Genomic DNA, 19,322 nt, shown 5'->3' with positions numbered 1-19,322 from the left:
TTTATTTTTCCCTACTCGATTTTTTTACCCAATCATTTCCACTCACTTATGAGATTCAATTATGTTCAAACTTGCAGCGCTCTCTAATAACTCTAAGCGCGCCTTGCTTAGTACTTTAACGGCTACTGCACTATTTAGCGTGGCTAGCTTATCCAGTGCAGCACTTTTTAACAACCTACCTACTGACCAAGACGCTGAATTAAGCGTTGGCGTCAATGTCATGGCGGTCAACTCAGCCTATGATTTGGAAGATAACACCGAGATTCAGGTATTGCCGGGCGTGTTCTATGACAATAATAGAGTCTATGCGCGCGGTGCTCAAGCTGGTGTTTACCTTCACAATGACGGCACCAATCAGCTGTCTGCTTACGCTCAATTATCAGGTTCAGAATTTGATCCTGAAGATGCGAATGGTGCGCTTCAAGGTCTGGACGAGCGTAAAACCTCAGCCGTTGCCGGTTTAACTTATCTACGCCGCACCCCTATTGGCGGCTTCCGTGGGCAATTTGCCACTGACATTCTAGATCGTAGTGGTGGGAATACTGCTCGCTTGACGTATCTGGCAAAAGTTACTAAAGGCAAGCTAACGGTCTATCCGAGTGTTGGCTTTGAATATTATGATGCGGACTACAATGAATACTATTATGGTGTAAGTGATGAAGAGTCGGCAAAAACGGGTGTTGAAGCTTATACCTCTAATTCGAGCTTGAATCCGTACGTCAATGTTAGTGCCAACTATGACTTCAGTGAAAACTGGGCAGGATTTTTTAATCAAAGCTTAAGCTACTTGCCTAACGAGCAATACGATAGTTCAATGGTTGACTCGCGTACTGATGCAACGACGACGCTTGGTTTGCTTTATAAGTTTTAGAGTTCTTGAAAATGTGATAGAAAAAGCCGAGCATTTTGCTTGGCTTTTTTATTGTGTTAATTCGTTGATATGAGACACTAGCCTATCATATAAATTCCAGATTTGATTTTATATATAGGATTGCACAATTATGTTCCACGCTACCCTTTGGATGATTGGAGCACTCACCTCATTCTGTTTAATGGCCATTGGTGCTCGTGAGCTGAATAGTCAAATTGGTGTTTTTCAGATTTTATTCTTCCGAAGTATCGTAGGCTTGCTAGTATTATTGCCAATAATATTTTTATCAAATTTTTCATCAAAAAAGAGCAACTTTTTATTCCCCAAGCGTATTAAATTACACTTAGTGAGAAACTTATTTCATTTCGCGGGGCAATATGGATGGTTCTTAGGTATAGGACTACTGCCCTTAGCAACCGTTTTTGCTATCGAATTCACCGTACCTTTTTGGACGATAATCATCTCGTATCTCTTCCTAAAAGAGTCTATAACTGTAAAAAAAGTTATTGCCGTATTACTAGGCATTCTTGGGGTAATAGTCATCGTTCAACCTAGCTTAGATGTCGCTCACTATGCGTCATTAATAGTTTTAGGTGCAGCCATTTGTTATGCCTTTTCCCATGTGGCTACAAAATCGTTATCTAATACTGAAAGCCCAATCACCATCATTTTTATGATGTGTTTGATACAAGCGCCTTTAGGATTGCTTTTATTTATAGAAGGATGGACAACGCCAGTAGGTATTCAGTGGCTATGGCTCGTAATCATAGGTGTAACGGCACTATCGGCACATTATTGTATGACCAAAGCCATGCAACATGCAGAGGTTACATTCGTGGTCACTATGGATATGTTTAGATTGCCGCTCATCTCACTCATTGGCGTACTCTTATATGCTGAGCACTTTAGCGTGGCTTTGATACTTGGTATGCTGCTAATAGTCGCTGGTAATTCAGTAAATATCTATAGTAAGAAAAAAAGATCTTGAAATTCTATAGACCAGCTTCATATATATAGTAGGTAATATATACAATAAACAATCAAACATAAGGAGACTATTATGAGTCAGTTAATTACACGCAACTCTATCTTTGACAACTTCTTTGATGATATGGCACCGAGCTTTTTGATGCGTCCACTGCATGGTGATGCACTGCCTAGCGCCAACCAAATCAAGATTGATGTCAACGAAAAAGACAATAAGTTTTATGTCAATGCTGAGATTCCTGGCGTCGCTAAAGAAGACATTGATTTATCCATTACTGGAGATATTGTCTCTATTAGCGCAGAAATCGAACAAAAAGACGAGCAAAAAGAAGGCAATAACGTACTACGCAGTGAGCGTTACTTTGGCTCGGTCTCACGTAGCTTCCGGTTGCCAGATAAGGTAAAAGTCGATGAGGCAGAAGCGTCATATGAAAATGGCGTATTGCAGTTGGTACTGCCAAAAGAGACCGGCTCAGATCGTAAAAAGCTTGAGATTAAATAAATTTTAGTCAAGCTTTAGTGAAAACTTGAGTAAGTTGTTAAAGGCGTATGAGCGATTCATACGCCATTTTTTATTTTGCGGAACTATTATAGGCTAAAGAAGTAAATTGGATAGTTTCATTAAACCTTAGCAGAGATTAGATACTAGACATAGCAAACCGATTTACCTCTTATCAAATTGATAGATTATACTATCGCCAATGAAATTGATCTAATATATTTCTAGAGCTTGTAGGGTGCGTTCCACGCACCAATTGTAGAGATAGCTTTTAATAATGATGCGCGAGGTGACACCCTATATTTAGCTTATATTATAGATATTATGTTATTAACTTTTTTCAATTATACCCCGATCAATAATGTAGTTCCAAACCGTGCCTAGTAGTAATGCTAGATATGAGCAAATCCAGATTCCAGCGCCCCATAGCTTTAACTCAATATCAGAGTCATAAACTCCTTTATCACCTGTTGCCACAATTTGTGTGATAAATAAAGATGAGAACCCGAGTATAAAAGTAAAAGCTGCTAACTTAATTGGATTTTTTTGACGATTAATCATATAAATAGAAAACAAGAATGTAATGTTGCTATAAGCTTGAAATATTAAACCAAGCCAGCCAAATGTAATACCTAAAACTAGAGCTTCATAGCCAAAGTATATTTCATTATCATAATGTAGAGCGGGTAAACATAAAGATATGAGCCATAAATATGGAGCTATTTTTATTAATAATTGTGGTGTTGAGTTAGCATTTTTAAACCTCATTGGTTATCCTTAATATATGTTTAAAATAGCACCTACCCTATTTGCTCATTTTAAATATACCTAAAAGGCCAATCATAATTTGCGAAAAAAACGTGAATTTTGTCTTTAAATAGCGAGTTATTAATTTCTTATTGTTCTTACAGCTAAAAACTTTGCAATTGTATCCACGCTACAAGTAACAGTAACTCTTAAAAACCAAAAAAAGACCTCGCCACATTAAGTGGCAAGGTCTTTTCGTATTTACAACTACTAAAATCTAAATTAAGAAGGATGTACCATATCAGCTGGCGTAACCCACTCATCAAACTGCGCTTCAGTTAACAGCTCCAACTCAACCGCCACTTGCTTCAAAGTTTTGTTGTCTTTATAAGCAGTCTTGGCGATTTTCGCGGCGTTTTCATAACCAACATGACGATTCAATGCGGTGACTAGCATTAATGAGTTATGCAAGAAGTCATCGATTTTGTCTTTGACAGGCTCAATGCCGACGGCACAATTATCGTTGAAGCTATTGCACGCATCACCCAATAGTTGGATAGATTGCAATAAGTTAAAGGCAATCACTGGCTTATAGACGTTTAGCTCAAAGTTACCTGACGCGCCTGCCATGCTGATAGTGACGTCGTTACCCATCACTTGAGCGACAACCATGGTCATTGCTTCTGATTGGGTTGGGTTTACTTTACCCGGCATGATAGATGAGCCTGGCTCATTTTCAGGAATCGTCAATTCGCCTAGACCACAGCGAGGACCTGATGCTAACCAACGTACGTCGTTAGCGATTTTATTTAAGCTACCAGCTAAGGTTTTTAATGCGCCTGAAGCAAATACTTCGGCATCACGAGCGGCTAGCGCTTCAAATTTATTCGGTGAGGTGACAAACGGCAGACCAGTCAATGTTGATAACTGTTCAGCTGATTTTACTGCATAATCAGGATGGGCGTTCAAGCCAGTACCAACCGCAGTACCGCCCAATGGCAATTCATATAAACCTTGTAGCGCGTTGTCGATACGAGTCAACGAATGGTCAAGCTGGCTCACATAGCCGCTAAACTCTTGACCTAGGGTCAAAGGCGTGGCGTCTTGTAAATGCGTACGACCGATTTTAACAATGCTATCGAATTCTTTAGCTTTTGCAGCTAGCGTATCGCGTAGTGCTTTAACCGCTGGAATCAACAGGCTGTTAATCTGACGAGCAGCAGCAACACGAATCGCTGTTGGGAAGCTGTCGTTGGTAGACTGTGCATGGTTGACATGGTCATTTGGGTGAATCGGCGCGTAGCTGCCACGCTCATTACCAGCAATTTCGTTGGCACGATTGGCTAGTACTTCGTTCATGTTCATGTTGGACTGCGTACCAGAACCCGTCTGCCATACCACTAATGGAAACTGATCCGTTAAACCACCGTTGATAACTTCATCAGCAGCTTGTACGATTAAATCGCGCTTATCGCCTTCGATACGCTCAAGGCTAGCATTGGTAATAGCAGCAGCTTTTTTGACTAAAGCCATTGCTTCAATCATCGGACGTGGCAACGTCTCGCCACCGATTTTAAAGTTCTCACGGCTACGCTGAGTTTGCGCACCCCAATAAGCGTCAGCTGGGACTTCCACGTTGCCCATGGTATCTTTTTCGGTACGAGTTGCCTGATTCTGTGTCGACATAACTACCCTCTTTGATGGTTTGTTGTATAGCTGCTTCGAAAAAAGTGCAACACACGCTGCACATAAAGGAAAATACGATGTAAAGTGGCGTTATGATAGCATGACTAGGCCGTGTTGAATATTCACAAATAGGTATTGATACCGCCTAAAAGCACCAGCCATCATCAACTTAATACATTATAAGATAGTATATCTATGCATCCTGAGCTAAAGAACTCTAAGTCTTATGACTCTAACTCTAATGAATCTAAAGTTAGCAATCCTCCTAGACGGCAATTTACCCGCCAGCGTCGCCAGTTAAGTGCAGGCGAACGCAGACAATACGCGCGCATGGCAAGTTTGCATTTAGTTAAGTTGCAAAAGCACTTACCTCCGCATGCGCGTATTGGCTTATATTACGATGGCTTTGGCGAGCTACCCACTCAGCCACTATTGGATTGGTGTCAACGCTTAGGCTATTTACCTTATTTACCAGTGGTTGGTTCGTTCGGTCGTGATAATAAGGGAAATGTTGATAAACACTTACGTTTCGTGCCTATTTATCAATCGAAACTGTTAAACATACCGACACGTATTCACAGCTTAGGTATGAAACAAAACCATCATCGTCGACTACTTTGGGCGCGAGAATTAGATGTAATTATCTGTCCGTTAGTAGCGGTTGATAAAAGCGGTAATCGTATGGGCATGGGTGGTGGCTTTTATGATACGACGCTTGGAAGAAGCTATCAGGCAGGGTTAAAGAAACCGTTGAAAATTGGCTGGTGCTATAATTTTCAGGTGGTAGAACATCTCGAACGTCAACCATGGGATGTGCCATTAGATGGCTTGATAACGCCAAGCGGTATAAGGTGGTTTAGTAATAATGCAAAAGCTAATGATAGCGTTGGGGAAAAAACATCTAGCGCTGATACGGTTGATACGTATTTACAGACATTAGGAAATGATGACGCTAGGGAAATGCTGTACTACAGTCAAGAACAATCCTTTAACTCTGATGAGTTGGCAAGGGTGATTAATGAGAAACGCTTAAATAAGTTGCTGGCTGACAGTGATGCTTTTTTGGATAGTTTAAGTGGTGAGATTGGGAATTTTGAAGATGACAATAAAGACCCATAAAAGATTTGCAAAGACAACAATGAGCTACTTTCGCGCAAAACCACTAAGGGTAGTTTTTGCTATCTTGTGGGTCCTGTTTGTCGGTATTATTATTGCTTTAGGTTTTGAACCGAACCCTTATGCACTACATGTTCTTGATGTCCCTGAGCCGTATTCTTACCCTATAGAGTTAGTCGTTATATTAGTAATGGCAATGCTGTTTCACTTAAGCTTACTGGTGACTATGGATGTATATATGGATAGTCGCTGGAAGTTGTTCGTTATGCTGATAACTAGCGTCTTGTTTTTACTTTATTTCGGTATGATGGCGATGCATGCACCGCCGTCATTAGGTGGGATGATTTTTTGGACGTTTCTGTCCTCTCTACTATTTTTATTGCTGTGTTTTTGGCAAGTCTGTTTATTTGTTTTAAGGCGATTTTTTGGTAGAGCGTGAGTTTTATAACCTACAACACCATCGCCGCAATCCAACCAAATACCAACAACGGAATGTTGTAATGTAAGAAGGTCGGCACCACGCTGTCCTTGATATGGTCATGTTGACCGTCGATATTTAGACCAGAGGTTGGCCCTAATGTTGAATCTGACGCAGGAGAACCCGCATCACCCAGCGCGCCAGCCGTACCGATAATAGCAACGGTTGCCAATGGCGAAAATCCTAAAGATATACATAGCGGCACATAAATCGCGGCAATAATCGGAATAGTCGAGAATGACGAGCCGATACCCATCGTTACTACTAAACCAATTCCAAGCATGACCAAAGCAGCAATGGCTTTATTACCTGCAAACAAGTTGGTCGCGCCATCGATGAGCGGTGCAATTTCACCCGTCGCTTTCATGACTTCTGCAAAACCCTGCGCGGTAATCATAATAAAGCCAATCATCGCCATCAATTTGATACCGTCGTTAAATACGGTATCAGCTTCACGCCACTTGACTACGCCCGTTGCCATAAAGACGGCAAAGCCAAACATCGAGCCTAGCAACAGCGAATCCGTATAAAGCTGTACGACAAAGGCGGTGACAATTGCAGCTAGGGCGACAAGCGTTTTTAGCTTACTTTGAGACTGCGCACCAGCTGCGGTTTTGCTTAAAGAATCACCTTCAACAACTGCATCATGAGCTTCTTTATCTATCGCTACTTGCTTATATTGGCGCGGCTTACGATAGCTGATAAATACCGCTGTCAGTAAACCAACCAACATACCGAGCGCCGGAATCGCCATGGCCTTAACCACAGAAATATTGGCGATATCAATGCCTGCTTCACCAACGTTTTTTAGCATGATTTGATTGAGATAAATATCACCAAAGCCATATGGGATAAACATATAGGTAGTGACCAAACCAAAGGTCAAAAGGCAAGCGATTAAGCGTCTATCAATCTGCATGCGGTTAAAGGCGAGCAACAATGGCGGCACAAGCAGTGGAATAAATGCGATATGAATGGGGATTAAGTTTTGACTAAAGCAACTCATGGTGATTAAGCCTGCAAACAGCATATACTTAATCATGCCACCAGTACCACCCGCATCAATACGCTTGATCACCGCCCCTGCCAATGATTGCGGCAACCCTGAGTGCGCAATCGCCACCGCAAAAGCACCAAGTAGCGCGTAAGACAGGGCGATTTGGGCCCCATTGCGAATACCTTCTTGAAAGGCCTCTAAGGTATCGGTGATACCGAGACCCGCTATCAGCCCGCCCGCCAGTGCACCAATTAATAAACTGAGCACCACGTGCACTCGCGAAAGTGACAGTCCTAGCATAATAACGACTGCCAGTAGTACCGCGTTGATGGTCATGTGTTGCCCCTTTTGCTTGATGCTCTGGCCTAATTAAGACCTATTAATATCTTAAAACCTATGAATACTGCCCTGATGTCTAAAATGCTTTGATCCAAAAAGCACGGTTTCAGACGCGCGTCAGTTTACCTTATTTTTCCTATAAAACCTACGCTCAGAACGGAGCAGATATTAGCCGGATTAAAAATAATCAAGTATTATTCTTTACCCTGTTGAGTAGTAAGGCCTTGCAATTTTTTATGGGGACACCATTTATCTAAACATGAACCACGAACTTGACTTTACAAGTCTGGTGAACGAGGAAAGATTATATGAGTAATAACGAACATAACATCGAAAAAGACGATCTTGCTCAAGACAACCATGCGCAAGATAATGTTGAACAAGACAATAACGATCTTGAAAACTCGTCTGCATCTATAAAAGATGCCAAGAAGGATGATCATTCAGACAACTATCTGCCGCTACTGGCGCTCAGAGACGTGGTGGTCTATCCGCATATGCAAATCGCCCTATTCGTCGGTCGTGCGCCATCCGTACAAGCGGTTGAGCTTGCACAAGCCGAATATGGTAATAAAGTATTGGTCGTTGCACAAAAAGACTCGCTGACCGAGGACATCGATCATGACAACTTGTACCAATATGGTACGGTTTGCCGCATCGTCAGCACCATGCCACATGATAGCGATGAGGATTGCATCAAAGTCCTTATCGAAGGTCAATATCGTGCGCGTGTCGATACGATTCAGGACCATGATAACGTCTTGATGGCAAGCTTTGAGCGTGCTGACCTCGACATGCAAATGGATGACAGTCAGCAGAAAAACACCATTCAAGCTTTAACCAGCTTGTTTGAAAGCTATGCTGATGCACGTCTACGTAATGCCCGTGAGCTCACTCGTGTGGCGAAACGCATTGATGACTTGCTTGAGTTGGTATATTTCATCTCAACTCGAGTCTCGATGGATCTTGATATCAAGCAATCGTTTTTAGAGAATGACGATATCAAAACCCACATCAACACCTTGACTGAATATTTGGTCAAGCAAAGTGCCGAGCAGAATATTGAACAAGATATTCAAGATGCCGTCCGTCAACAGATGGAAGATAATCAGCGCGAGTATTTCTTAAATGAAAAAATGAAAGCCATCAAAAATGAGCTGTCTGATATGAATGACGGTGCGTTTGATGGTGACGACGATGTCGCTGAGCTTGAAAAACGCTTAGAAGATGCTGATTTGCCAGATGATGTGCGCAAAAAAGCAGAGCAAGAGTTTAAAAAGCTTAAAATGATGCCACCTGCATCGAGTGAATCATCAGTCGTACGTAACTATATTGAGTGGATTTTGGATACGCCGTGGAATGCGACGACTAAAGTTTCTATCAATTTAGAGAAAGCTAAGACCACTCTCGATGAAGACCACTATGGCTTGCAAGATGTTAAAGATCGCATCTTAGAATACCTCGCAGTCCAATCGCGAGTGAAAAAACTTCGTGGTCCGATTCTTTGTCTCGTCGGTCCTCCTGGTGTTGGTAAAACCTCATTGGGTGAGTCGATTGCACGTGCAACCGGTCGTAAGTTCGTCCGTATGGCACTTGGTGGCGTCCGTGATGAAGCCGAAATCCGTGGTCATCGCCGTACTTATATCGGTGCGATGCCGGGTAAGATCGTCCAGTCTTTAGCCAAAGTAGAGGTTAAAAACCCACTATTCTTGCTAGATGAAGTCGATAAAATGGCGCAAGACTTCCGTGGCGATCCAGCATCAGCGCTATTAGAAGTATTAGATCCGTCGCAGAATGACAAGTTCAACGACCATTATTTAGATATGGACTTAGACTTATCACAAGTGATGTTCATCTGTACGGCTAACAGCATGGATATCCCGCCTGCCCTTCTTGACCGGATGGAAGTCATCCGTCTACCGGGTTATACCGAAGAAGAAAAGGTCAATATCGCGAAAAAATATCTCGTACCAAAAGCCATCAAGCAAAATGGTCTTAAAGAAGGCGAGATTGAAATCGTAGAAGCGGCATTGCACAGCATCGTACGTAGCTATACGCGTGAAGCAGGTGTGCGGAACCTTGAGCGTGAAGTTAATAAAATCTGCCGTAAAGTCGTGCGCGGTTCAGTTGAAAGTCATGGCGCACGTGCTCCGAAAAAAGACGAGCGTGAGCTGGTCGTGGTCGATGACAAAAATATCGATGACTACTTAGGCGTCCATCAGTATGACTATGGTCTAGCTGAAGAAGAGCCTGAGATTGGTCGTATCACTGGTCTTGCATGGACACAAGTCGGTGGTGAGTTACTCACTATCGAAGCAGTCGCCATGAAAGGTAAAGGTGAGCTTAGCTTCACTGGCTCATTGGGTGACGTGATGAAAGAGTCTATTCGCGCAGCGATGAGTGTGGTACGTGCTCGTGGTGATAGCTTAGGTATTGACTACGAAACGGTCAAAACGACTGATATTCATGTGCATATGCCAGAGGGTGCAACACCAAAAGATGGTCCATCTGCAGGTGGTGCACTGACAACAGCCCTAGTATCTGCCTTGACTGGCATCGCTATTCGTCCAGATATTGCGATGACAGGTGAGATTACGCTGCGCGGTAAAATCTTGCGTATTGGTGGCCTCAAAGAGAAGCTACTAGCCGCGCATCGTGGTGGCATCAAGCATGTGTTGATTCCAGCAAGTAATGAGCGCGACTTGGCCGATATCCCTGATAACGTCAAAGAAGGCTTAACCATTCAGCCAGTGGCAACGATTGATGAGATATTAAAAGTTGCTTTGGTCAGTATGCCAACGCCACTTAAACCAGCTAAAGTGACGGTTGATAAAACCTCAAGCAAAGCGCTGCACAATTAATCTAAATTATTAATAGTTAATAGATGCAAAAAGACCGTAATTGATATTACGGTCTTTTTTTATGTTCAATATTTTTGAAAACCTATTCAAGTTTCCCTTTTACTCATTGTGTTTATACATTACACCAATGATTGCAACCTATAGTCTGAATTTTTACTACTTAATATATCTACTTTTCAAACCCATACGCTATTTACATTTATTAACTGATTGTTGCGCTTATGGTGAATAACTATGACGAGTGTTTGTCTATACTAACTGTGATGTCTCTAAGTAGCACAGAGAAGGTCTACATAAATTGTAGACTTAATCATAATTACAATAGTTAGATAACTAAATAAAATGGAGAAACCAATGAAAAAGACGATGCTTGCAAGTGTTTTATTATGTGGTTCAGCGTTAGCAATGACTGGTTGCCAAACGGTACAAGATCAGCTAAAAACGGGGAATCCATTTAGCCAACCTGCTCTAAAATCAACGATTAAAACGGTTGATAGTAATAACAAAGAAGTCGGTCAAGTATTCTTACGTCCTGTTGATGGTGGCGTACAAGTTTATGGTAAGCTTATGAATATGACACCGGGCAAAACTGTGTCGCTACATATTCATGAGACTGGTAGTTGTGCTGATATGGGTAAAGCAGCAGGTGGTCACTTCAACCCTGATAACTTTCCACACTCTAACCCAGATGACATGAAAGGCCATGCAGGTGATCTACCTAATCTAACCGCCAATGCTGATGGTGTTGCTACTATTAACTATGTAAATAAGCAAATTTCTGCAGCTCAAACAGGCAAATACAGCGTCAACCGTTTAGCCTTTATCGTCCATGGCGGTGTTGATGACTATACTAGCCAACCAGCAGGTAATGCCGGTGACCGTATCGCTTGCGGTATCATTGAAAAGAACTAATAACGTTTAGGTTAAATATTATTACCAGCATAAAAAAACCTCTTAGAATGCTAAGAGGTTTTTTATGGTTTAAAACGATACGATGTCAAGAGTTAGATATATCGCTTAAAGGTAAATCGGTAAAAGAAGGTTACTCCTCTACCCATTCGCCTTTGCGCCAGTACACACCCCAACGCGTGGCTTTACCGTTTTTCTCAGAGCCAATATATTGCTCTTTTTTCTTACGTGACCAGCGTAGGATAGTTGGATTACCATCAGGATCTTCATCCGGCCCTTCAAACAGATATTGGAACTTATCTTCCATTTTATCTTTGATTTCGCGTAGCTCAGCAAGCTTTGGCGCACGTGTTTCGCGTACTTTCGGGAACTTAGACGCCGCTAAGAACATCCCAGCCGCCCCTTCACGCAGAATAAAATAATCCTCATGCTTGGTCGATTTTAGCTCCGGCAGATGAATAGGATCCATACGCGGCGGTGCTGCTTCGCCAGTTTTTAACACTTTACGAGTGTTGTCACATTTTTGACAAGCAAAGTAAGGGCCAAAACGTCCGGTCTTTAGCTCCATTTGCCCATCACACTTATTACAGTCAATGGTTGGTGCATCTGAGCCCGGCACTTCAAACTTACCTTCTTCTAGGATATAACCATCACAATCAGGGTTGTTACCGCAGATGTGTAGTTTGAGACCACCATCGACGATATAACCGTTCATGGCTGTACCGCATTTCGGGCAACGCTTCTTCTCCATCAAATCTTTGACTTCAGCAGCGTCGTCGTCACCTTCAGCGTCGTCAAGGTTGGCAAAAGCTTCGACTGGCATTAAGTTCTTCGTGCCTTTACAGCGCTCTTTAGGTGGCAAGTTATAGCCAGTACAACCTAAGAATACACCTGTTGAGCCGGTACGAAGTTGCATTGGACGATCACAAATATCACAGTGTACGTCCGGCACATCGGTCGGATCATTAGGACGCATGCCGTCTTTATCTTTGGCATGTTCAAGCTTAAGCTTAAAATCACCGTAGAAATTATCGAGTACATCTTTCCAATCTTGTTCACCTTCTGCAACGTGATCGAGTTTGTCTTCTAGGGCAGCGGTAAAAGTATAATCCATCAAGTCTGGGAAGCTGGCTGTCAGTCTATCAGTTACGATATCACCCATTTTTTCGGCAAATAAACGCTTATTCTCAAGCTTTACATAACCACGATCTTGAATAGTTGAGATGATTGATGCATAAGTCGATGGACGACCGATACCTTTTTTCTCAAGCTCTTTAACTAAGCTTGCTTCAGTAAAGCGTGGAGCTGGCTTGGTAAAATGCTGACTTGGATCAAGCTTATCAAGGATAAGCTTATCGCCTTTTTTGACATCAGGTAACAAGGTATCGTCAGTCTTGGCTGGTGGCATCACTTTAGTATAGCCATCAAAAACCATGGTACGACCACGAGCTTTTAGCTCAACGTCATCTGCACCAACAAATAGATTTACAGACAGATATTTTGCTGGCAGCATCTGACAGGCGACAAACTGACGCCAAATTAGCTCGTATAGACGTATTGCATCACGCTCAACGCCTTTCAGCTGAGTGGACTTCATATTGACGTTAGAAGGACGAATGGCCTCATGCGCTTCCTGTGCGCCTTGCTTATTACCGTAGAAGTTTGGCTTTTCTGGCACATACTTTGCGCCATAGCTATCTTCAATATAGCCACGCACAGCAGCGAGCGCATCACCAGATAAGAAAGTCGAGTCGGTACGCATATAAGTGATATGACCAGCTTCGTATAAGCGCTGTGCCAAAATCATAGTCTTTTTGACAGAGAACCCTAAACGTGTACTTGCCGCTTGCTGCAATGTCGAGGTGATAAACGGCGCACTTGGACGCGATTGCGTGGGCTTCTCTTCGCGCTCTTTAACGATAAAGTCGCTTGAATTAAGCACTTCTAATACTTTATCAGTCTGCTCTTTATTGACAAGCTTTAGCGTTTTGCCGCCTTGCTTGGTTGCTTCTAGGCGAATACCAATCTCTTCAGCGTCTTTTTTGCTAGTGGCAATGTGCGTATCAGCATGAATCTGCCAATATTCTTCTGGAATAAAAGCGCGAATCTCATGCTCACGTTCGACCACTAAGCGCATGGCAACCGACTGTACACGACCTGCAGACAGACCGCGAGCAACCTTTTGCCACAGTAATGGCGATACCATAAAACCAACGACCCGATCCAAAAAGCGCCGCGCTTGTTGTGCATTGACGCGATCGATATCGAGTTTTGACGGCTGCTTAAAGGCATTTTGAATGGCAGATTTGGTAATCTCGTTAAAGACCACGCGCTCATACTTGCTATCTGCACCACCGATGACTTCTTTGAGATGCCAAGCGATTGCCTCCCCTTCTCTATCCATATCCGTTGCGAGATAGATTTTGTCAGCGTCTTTCGCTAAAGCCTTTAGCTCTTTGATAACTTTGGTCTTGTTTGGCAGTACTTCGTAGACTGCAGCCCAGTCGTGCTCTGGGTCTACGCCCATACGCCGTACCAGCGCTTGCTGTGCTTTTTCTTCTTTGCTCAGAGTTTCATCTTTTTTAGTGCTTGTCGCTTTCTTAGCGCTTTTACTTGCACCTACCGGCAAATCACGGACATGACCAATACTTGAGCGTACGATAAAGTCATCGCCAAGGTATTTATTAATTGTTTTAGCCTTGGCTGGTGATTCGACAATGACTAATGACTTGCCTTTCGGTTTGTCAGAAGCAGAAGCCGGACTTTTTTTAGTTGTAGTTTTTGCCATATGTGACGACACCGTAATAAGTAGATTAAAAGTAAGGTTAGATTCAGCAGCATGGCAATTTTGTTAGCTAATCATAATAGCTCAGCGATTTGTGGTAATAAAAGCTGCCAACAAAAACGGTTATCTAACAAACAATAACGATAAAACAAAAATATAGTTATAAAGACGTTACACTGCTAGGAGTGAAACTGTCAACTGTAAATGACTGAGAGTCTGCCAAAAGTGCTTGCATATTGCCTATTAATGGAGATTAAAAAATACTTTACTAGCTCTAAAGTTTTTTCTGCATTTCAAGCGACCATTTTTCAAGATTTTCTTTAAGCGCTAGCAAGTCTGCCTCAATCAATTTTTGCTGATAAGCAGGATTGGTTGATGGACGCACATAAGCGATGTCTTCCCAATAAATAATAATGCTATTGGCCTTGGTTAATAAACCTTTCACAAACGGCTCAATACTCACGGGTAAATCCAGTGGCACTTTATCCAAGCTAAAATTGGTTTTTTTGATAGCACTGCCATTATTAGTGTTGCTGTTATTAGTACGAATGGCACTTGGAATAGTAAGCTTAGTGCTATCTGTAGTCATATCGATAAAGCTACTATCTGGTCGCCATTGCCCGTCAATCACTTGATAGCGTGCATGTGGCAGTTGCGTATCTTCTAGCACTAAACAATACTGACCCATCATCCCGCGACCATATTCATTATCTTTGCCCTTGATCCAGTCAGGACAGGTAACAAGCTTTGGGTTGAGCTGCAGACGACGCGCAGTCATACGTAGCTTGTCCAAACGCTGGTCGATACCGCTGGGTTTGAGCGCCATCATACTCCCTAATACAAATAGTACAATGACAATTCCAATCCATAACCCCATGACCATCTTGCCTTATCGTTTAATTAACAAACACCTAATAACGGTGTAAGCATTACTTGTTGATTATTTTTAATAATTGAATACGCTATCGTTATTCTGCATTAGCAATATACTAAATGGCGACCATGTTGCCTGATAACGATACGATTGCAAAATACCATGTGCAGACTAATATCGCGACCTTGTGTTCAAAATTCAAGCACCAACGCTTACTCTATATAGATAAACCCGAGACAAACACTTCCATATCAGTAACTTAGCAATTGATAATAATTAAATCTAATAACAAGATATGAAAAGTCGCTGGCAGAAAAAATGCTATGATAAACCATAATTTTAAACGCGCGCAGGTTTATTATGAATTATCTTACTAAGCTAAACTCATCTACTGCTTTTTTAGCGAGCAAAATTGCCAATAAGCTCACGAGTAAATTCAGTATCACTATATCGATGCTAGGCGCCATACTAATCGCTTTATCAGGCTGTGCAACGACACAAAGTCTAACGCCGCAACAGTGTCAGACCAGTAATTGGCAAGAAGTCGGCTACGCAGACGGTATCCGTGGGCGCTCAGGTGCTTACTTTGGTCAATATACCAATCAATGCGCAAGCGTCGGCGGTGCAATGCCCAATCGTATCCAGTGGGAGCAAGGACGCCAGCAGGGCCTCAAAAGCTACTGTACCGAGCTCAATGCTTATAAGCTTGGCCGTGAAGGTTATGACTGGCAACCAGTCTGTCCGCTTGAAGGCATTGAAAAGTTAGAAGAAGCCTACTCTCAAGGACGTTACTATTATATCCGCCAGCGTGATCTCGACTATCTACGTTCGCCTTACCCGTTTGGCTATGGACCTGGCCGCTTTGGTTATGGCTATCGTCCCTTTGGCTATGGTTGGTAAATGCTGTGGTTAGTAATAGCTGATGTTAAGTTTTATTAAAACTAAGAAACGATAAAATAAAGGAAACCTCGCAAGGTTACCCAAACGAGGCTGGAGGAAAAGTTTATTATTTTAATTGTTCTTCTTGTTATCTTGGTTATTTTTTTATTGATAAGTTTGCTGGTTTTTTTAGTCAGCTTATTACTATAAGACGGTTATAAAAGTTATGGCATTGAGCCAATAATATTACTCGTTAACAAAGGCTATCTTGCTGAGTCCAGCTTCACTAGCAGCAGCCAATACTTGCGCCACGGTATCATACTTGCCTTCTTTATCAGCACGCAGTTGCACAGAAGGATCTTTACCAGCTGCGCTCTGCTGTTGCAGTCGCGTTTCTAGCTCTTCCATACTGATTGGATCACTATCCCAAAATATTCCTGTGTCTTTATCAATACTGATCTGAATGGCTTCTGGCGGTGTTTCATTTAGCTCAGCACTAGTCTTTGGCAAGTCTAACGGCACCGTCGGATTTAACACCGTCGCTGTTAATAAAAATATAATCATCAATACCAGCATGATATCGATGAGTGGAATGAGGTTCATCTCACTCATACTTTGACTATCATCATCACCCAGTTGAAATGCCATAGTTCTTCTCAATATTTTTAATTATTCGCCATACATTTAAAACGTTGTCGATTATCTCTAGCTATCGTTCTTTTTTGCTTACAACGCTATCAATGAACACTCATTAAAGCTGTGATGGTGCTGAGCTACGATAAGGCTTTGCTTGCTGAGCTTCATTTATATCTGCTTTATGACCCTGCACTAGCTGCGTTTGCATAGTGGTAGATTGATTATCTATTGACAGTTGTTGTTTGGCTAATTTGGTAGATTGTGCCAGTAAGTCATGCGCTCTATCGTTGGCGTGATACATTACACGGCGATTGATACGCACCGCAAGGTTGTAAAACACTACCGCTGGAATAGCGACCGCAATACCAAGCCCTGTCATGATAAGCGCTTCACCAACCGGCCCTGCTACTTGTCCCAATCCCGCCTGCCCACTCGTGCCGATGTTATGCAGCGCATGAAAAATCCCCCACACCGTCCCAAACAGTCCAATAAAGGGCGCAATTGCGGCAGTCGTGCCGAGGATAGGCAATCCGCGCTCACTCGCAAAGCGGTAGCGACCTATATGCTTAAGTAACGTCTGCTCAGTGACCAAACGATGAGTGGCTGCATCAGAATCTATTAAATCAGACTGTTTAGCAGCAATCTGCTGACTCAATTCATCAGCGACATTGTCGGCCAATTTGCGACTTTGTAGTACACGAATAATACCCGTTACCCAAGAGATGATAGATAAAGCGAATAGCAGAAAGAACAAGGTTCTGGTCACCATGTCGCTATATTGCCAGTAGGTCGTAAAGTCCATGTCAGATTCCTTAGTTTTTTATGCAATCACATAATGCCGCTACGCATATTATGCTTCGCCTTATCATGAAAATTATAAATAAATATTTTTTAAGAACAAGTAAGATTAAAATCAACCAACTAAGGTACAGCGTAACTAATAGGTAATGTCACATTTCCTACCACTGGTTCACCATTCTTAGTAAAAGGTTTGAATTTTCCAGAGCGTACTTGACGCTGCGCTTCTTTGTCTACTATTGAATTGCCCGAGGATTGAGCAACTCGCACACTATCGATACCGCCCTGTTTATTTACTCTCAATATCAATACGACATTAAAGGTATCACCAGAAAGGGCTCTACGTGAAGCACGCTCAGGAAAGCTAAAGTTCGGTGCGGATGCCCAATTTGCATTGCTAGCAGTGAAATTCACTGGTGTATTATTTGCTGCGGCTTTTGCCTCAGCGCTTACTCGTGCTGCAGCCTCAGCCGCTTCTTTCGCCGCCTTTGCTGCGGCTGCTTGTGCATCACGGTCAGCTTTGGCGTCTGCTATTCTTTTGGCTTCTGCAACCGCATTCGCATGAGCTTCTTGAGCTGCTTTTTCCGCTTGTGCTGCCACTATTTTACGCTGCTCATTAGCAGTTGATGTATCGATTATAGGCTCTGGTAACGGCTGTTGGAGTTTTTCTTTCGGAGCTTCTTTTTTAGGATTCTCTTTTTTAATAATATCGGGCTTTTTTTCTTCTACTTTTACGATAGGTGATGTATCAGGTTTTTCATCTCTCACCACTGGCTCTATTGGTTTTGATGGCGTATCTACCTTAGCTTTGGGTACTGGTTTAGCTTTGGATACTGGTTCTTGTTCAGGTTTAGTTTTTTCCGTTGGTTGAGATTGTGCTTTTGGCTGAGGTTCAGGCTCTTGTTTAGCTGCTTGCTCTTTCGCTTCTACCTCAGCAATGGCATTTTGGGCAGGTAATGATACAAACTCAATCTCGATAGGTGGTTTTTCTTTAGACAGCTCAACTTTCGGTTCAGGCGTTTTTATTGCTACCAAAGCCACTGCCGTAAGCACGTGTAGTCCCACAACTATAACAACAGCTATGATTATCGATCTAAGTGGTGGCGCGTCTAAATCCGTTGAACTCATAACAGCCTAATATTTATATTTAATCGACGTACAATCGCGTTGATACGATTACAATGGCGTAGATAATAATGCAAACGATAACTATTATCAATAACAAATTTAAATTATTTCTCTCATTGTCAAATCTTTTACAACCACTATTGTACGGCTCTTTAACTAAAGGAAAGCTTTATTCTAGTTAGGGTCTGTTGAACATTCAAATGTGGTACTGGCAGTGGCTATTTTTTAGGCAATACGCAGTGAAATTTTTGACGCCTAGTCATTCTAGGTTAGACAATTTCGCCATGTATTGGCAAAAAATAGCCCTGCCCTGAAAGGCTGATGCTAAAACCATCCCAAACGTTGTTGCAAGCCTAGCTAAGGTCTCGACATTATCGTCGGTTTACGCCTAGTTTGGGGCGATTTTAGCGATCAGCAGTCCTAATATTTGAATGTTCAACAGACCCTAAATCTTCCTACCCGAAACTCTATTCATCCAACAAACTCTCTAACAAAGTATGCCTATCGAACAATAGCACTAAAAGGCAATATTTATGAATTATCCTTGATAGTTAATAACAACCATTATCATTTATATTGATAATGAGTCTCAATTACTTTATCATGACCTCTAATTTACTATTCCTTTCCGTCCTGCTAAAACTATAAACTTCAAAAACCAGTTAATAAAAAATAATAAATTGAATTAGACAAATCAGCGAGCACTGTATTAGCGTGCACAACAACGCTAAA

General features: G+C 42.2%; 16 protein-coding genes. 8 read left to right on the top strand and 8 right to left on the bottom strand.

The annotated features are described in order from the left end of the window. The first annotated feature begins 61 nt into the window (after positions 1 to 61). From ACTQ9S_RS07480 to ACTQ9S_RS07470, 3 genes are all read left to right on the top strand, one after another. Entirely contained in the window at positions 62 to 871 is an 810-nt protein-coding gene (locus ACTQ9S_RS07480) for a MipA/OmpV family protein (RefSeq protein ID WP_440454582.1), read from the top strand. 130 nt (positions 872 to 1,001) lie between these two features. Further along, the gene (locus ACTQ9S_RS07475) at positions 1,002 to 1,859 is read left to right on the top strand and encodes a DMT family transporter (RefSeq protein WP_440454581.1); all 858 of its coding nucleotides are present in this window, start codon (positions 1,002 to 1,004) and stop codon (positions 1,857 to 1,859) included. Positions 1,860 to 1,931: 72 nt separating this feature from the next. Continuing rightward, entirely contained in the window at positions 1,932 to 2,360 is a 429-nt protein-coding gene (locus ACTQ9S_RS07470; protein WP_440454580.1) for an Hsp20/alpha crystallin family protein, read from the top strand. A 327-nt stretch (positions 2,361 to 2,687) separates the two neighbouring features. Here ACTQ9S_RS07470 and ACTQ9S_RS07465 read toward each other — a convergent pair whose 3' ends face one another. Then, on the bottom strand, positions 2,688 to 3,125 hold the full coding sequence (locus ACTQ9S_RS07465; protein ID WP_440454579.1) for a hypothetical protein: 438 nt from the start codon (positions 3,123 to 3,125) through the stop codon (positions 2,688 to 2,690). Positions 3,126 to 3,386: 261 nt separating this feature from the next. After that, positions 3,387 to 4,790 carry a class II fumarate hydratase gene (fumC, locus tag ACTQ9S_RS07460; protein ID WP_440454578.1) on the bottom strand — a complete coding sequence of 468 codons (1,404 nt, stop codon included), beginning with the start codon at positions 4,788 to 4,790 and terminating at the stop codon, positions 3,387 to 3,389. A 195-nt stretch (positions 4,791 to 4,985) separates the two neighbouring features. On the opposite strand from fumC, the gene ACTQ9S_RS07455 reads away from it, so the two are divergent. Then, on the top strand, positions 4,986 to 5,909 hold the full coding sequence (locus ACTQ9S_RS07455; protein WP_440454577.1) for a 5-formyltetrahydrofolate cyclo-ligase: 924 nt from the start codon (positions 4,986 to 4,988) through the stop codon (positions 5,907 to 5,909). A gap of 19 nt (positions 5,910 to 5,928) precedes the next feature. Beyond that, entirely contained in the window at positions 5,929 to 6,345 is a 417-nt protein-coding gene (locus ACTQ9S_RS07450) for a hypothetical protein (protein WP_440454576.1), read from the top strand. A gap of 10 nt (positions 6,346 to 6,355) precedes the next feature. Here the strand turns inward: ACTQ9S_RS07450 and ACTQ9S_RS07445 are convergent, their stop codons facing one another. After that, entirely contained in the window at positions 6,356 to 7,717 is a 1,362-nt protein-coding gene (locus ACTQ9S_RS07445) for a Na+/H+ antiporter family protein (RefSeq protein ID WP_350656671.1), read from the bottom strand. Between the two features lie 311 nt (positions 7,718 to 8,028). Between ACTQ9S_RS07445 and lon the strand changes: the two genes are divergently transcribed. Together lon and ACTQ9S_RS07435 are read left to right on the top strand one after the other, a co-directional pair. Next, positions 8,029 to 10,581 (top strand): endopeptidase La, encoded by a 2,553-nt coding sequence (gene lon, locus ACTQ9S_RS07440; RefSeq protein WP_350656670.1) that lies wholly within the window; start codon positions 8,029 to 8,031, stop codon positions 10,579 to 10,581. A 354-nt stretch (positions 10,582 to 10,935) separates the two neighbouring features. Then, positions 10,936 to 11,493: a superoxide dismutase family protein gene (locus ACTQ9S_RS07435; RefSeq protein WP_068036923.1), complete on the top strand. Its 558-nt coding sequence runs from the start codon at positions 10,936 to 10,938 to the stop codon at positions 11,491 to 11,493. A 130-nt stretch (positions 11,494 to 11,623) separates the two neighbouring features. Here ACTQ9S_RS07435 and topA read toward each other — a convergent pair whose 3' ends face one another. Continuing rightward, a complete protein-coding gene (gene topA, locus ACTQ9S_RS07430) occupies positions 11,624 to 14,278 on the bottom strand; it encodes a type I DNA topoisomerase (RefSeq protein ID WP_068328715.1) in 2,655 nt (884 codons plus the stop codon). Positions 14,279 to 14,549: 271 nt separating this feature from the next. Further along, positions 14,550 to 15,152, bottom strand: a complete 603-nt coding sequence (locus ACTQ9S_RS07425; protein ID WP_068036929.1) for a hypothetical protein — start codon at positions 15,150 to 15,152, stop codon at positions 14,550 to 14,552. 357 nt (positions 15,153 to 15,509) lie between these two features. Here ACTQ9S_RS07425 and ACTQ9S_RS07420 point away from each other — a divergent pair, with 357 nt between their 5' ends. Next, a complete protein-coding gene (locus tag ACTQ9S_RS07420; protein ID WP_440454575.1) occupies positions 15,510 to 16,049 on the top strand; it encodes a DUF2799 domain-containing protein in 540 nt (179 codons plus the stop codon). Between the two features lie 225 nt (positions 16,050 to 16,274). Here the strand turns inward: ACTQ9S_RS07420 and ACTQ9S_RS07415 are convergent, their stop codons facing one another. From ACTQ9S_RS07415 to ACTQ9S_RS07405, 3 genes are all read right to left on the bottom strand, one after another. Further along, positions 16,275 to 16,676, bottom strand: a complete 402-nt coding sequence (locus tag ACTQ9S_RS07415; RefSeq protein ID WP_440454574.1) for an ExbD/TolR family protein — start codon at positions 16,674 to 16,676, stop codon at positions 16,275 to 16,277. A 103-nt stretch (positions 16,677 to 16,779) separates the two neighbouring features. Beyond that, the gene (locus ACTQ9S_RS07410) at positions 16,780 to 17,466 is read right to left on the bottom strand and encodes a MotA/TolQ/ExbB proton channel family protein (RefSeq protein ID WP_440454573.1); all 687 of its coding nucleotides are present in this window, start codon (positions 17,464 to 17,466) and stop codon (positions 16,780 to 16,782) included. A 119-nt stretch (positions 17,467 to 17,585) separates the two neighbouring features. Next, positions 17,586 to 18,515 carry a TonB family protein gene (locus ACTQ9S_RS07405; RefSeq protein WP_440454572.1) on the bottom strand — a complete coding sequence of 310 codons (930 nt, stop codon included), beginning with the start codon at positions 18,513 to 18,515 and terminating at the stop codon, positions 17,586 to 17,588. Positions 18,516 to 19,322 lie beyond the last annotated feature (807 nt).

Source organism: Psychrobacter sp. ASPA161_9, from assembly GCF_051970275.1.
Lineage (GTDB): Bacteria > Pseudomonadota > Gammaproteobacteria > Pseudomonadales > Moraxellaceae > Psychrobacter.
The sequence above is the reverse complement of the archived record's forward strand: the minus strand, read 5'-3'. Positions and strand labels throughout refer to the sequence as shown.

Bases quoted from the DNA above. Each gene is read 5' to 3' on its own strand.
- ACTQ9S_RS07425 (WP_068036929.1), bottom strand. From the start codon at position 15,152: ATGGGGTTATGGATTGGAATTGTCATTGTACTATTTGTATTAGGGAGT.
- ACTQ9S_RS07465 (WP_440454579.1), bottom strand. From the start codon at position 3,125: ATGAGGTTTAAAAATGCTAACTCAACACCACAATTATTAATAAAAATA.
- ACTQ9S_RS07455 (WP_440454577.1), top strand. From the start codon at position 4,986: ATGCATCCTGAGCTAAAGAACTCTAAGTCTTATGACTCTAACTCTAAT.
- fumC (WP_440454578.1), bottom strand. From the start codon at position 4,790: ATGTCGACACAGAATCAGGCAACTCGTACCGAAAAAGATACCATGGGC.
- ACTQ9S_RS07445 (WP_350656671.1), bottom strand. From the start codon at position 7,717: ATGACCATCAACGCGGTACTACTGGCAGTCGTTATTATGCTAGGACTG.
- ACTQ9S_RS07420 (WP_440454575.1), top strand. From the start codon at position 15,510: ATGAATTATCTTACTAAGCTAAACTCATCTACTGCTTTTTTAGCGAGC.
- ACTQ9S_RS07435 (WP_068036923.1), top strand. From the start codon at position 10,936: ATGAAAAAGACGATGCTTGCAAGTGTTTTATTATGTGGTTCAGCGTTA.
- ACTQ9S_RS07410 (WP_440454573.1), bottom strand. From the start codon at position 17,466: ATGGACTTTACGACCTACTGGCAATATAGCGACATGGTGACCAGAACC.
- ACTQ9S_RS07415 (WP_440454574.1), bottom strand. From the start codon at position 16,676: ATGGCATTTCAACTGGGTGATGATGATAGTCAAAGTATGAGTGAGATG.
- ACTQ9S_RS07475 (WP_440454581.1), top strand. From the start codon at position 1,002: ATGTTCCACGCTACCCTTTGGATGATTGGAGCACTCACCTCATTCTGT.
- topA (WP_068328715.1), bottom strand. From the start codon at position 14,278: ATGGCAAAAACTACAACTAAAAAAAGTCCGGCTTCTGCTTCTGACAAA.
- ACTQ9S_RS07480 (WP_440454582.1), top strand. From the start codon at position 62: ATGTTCAAACTTGCAGCGCTCTCTAATAACTCTAAGCGCGCCTTGCTT.
- lon (WP_350656670.1), top strand. From the start codon at position 8,029: ATGAGTAATAACGAACATAACATCGAAAAAGACGATCTTGCTCAAGAC.
- ACTQ9S_RS07450 (WP_440454576.1), top strand. From the start codon at position 5,929: ATGAGCTACTTTCGCGCAAAACCACTAAGGGTAGTTTTTGCTATCTTG.
- ACTQ9S_RS07470 (WP_440454580.1), top strand. From the start codon at position 1,932: ATGAGTCAGTTAATTACACGCAACTCTATCTTTGACAACTTCTTTGAT.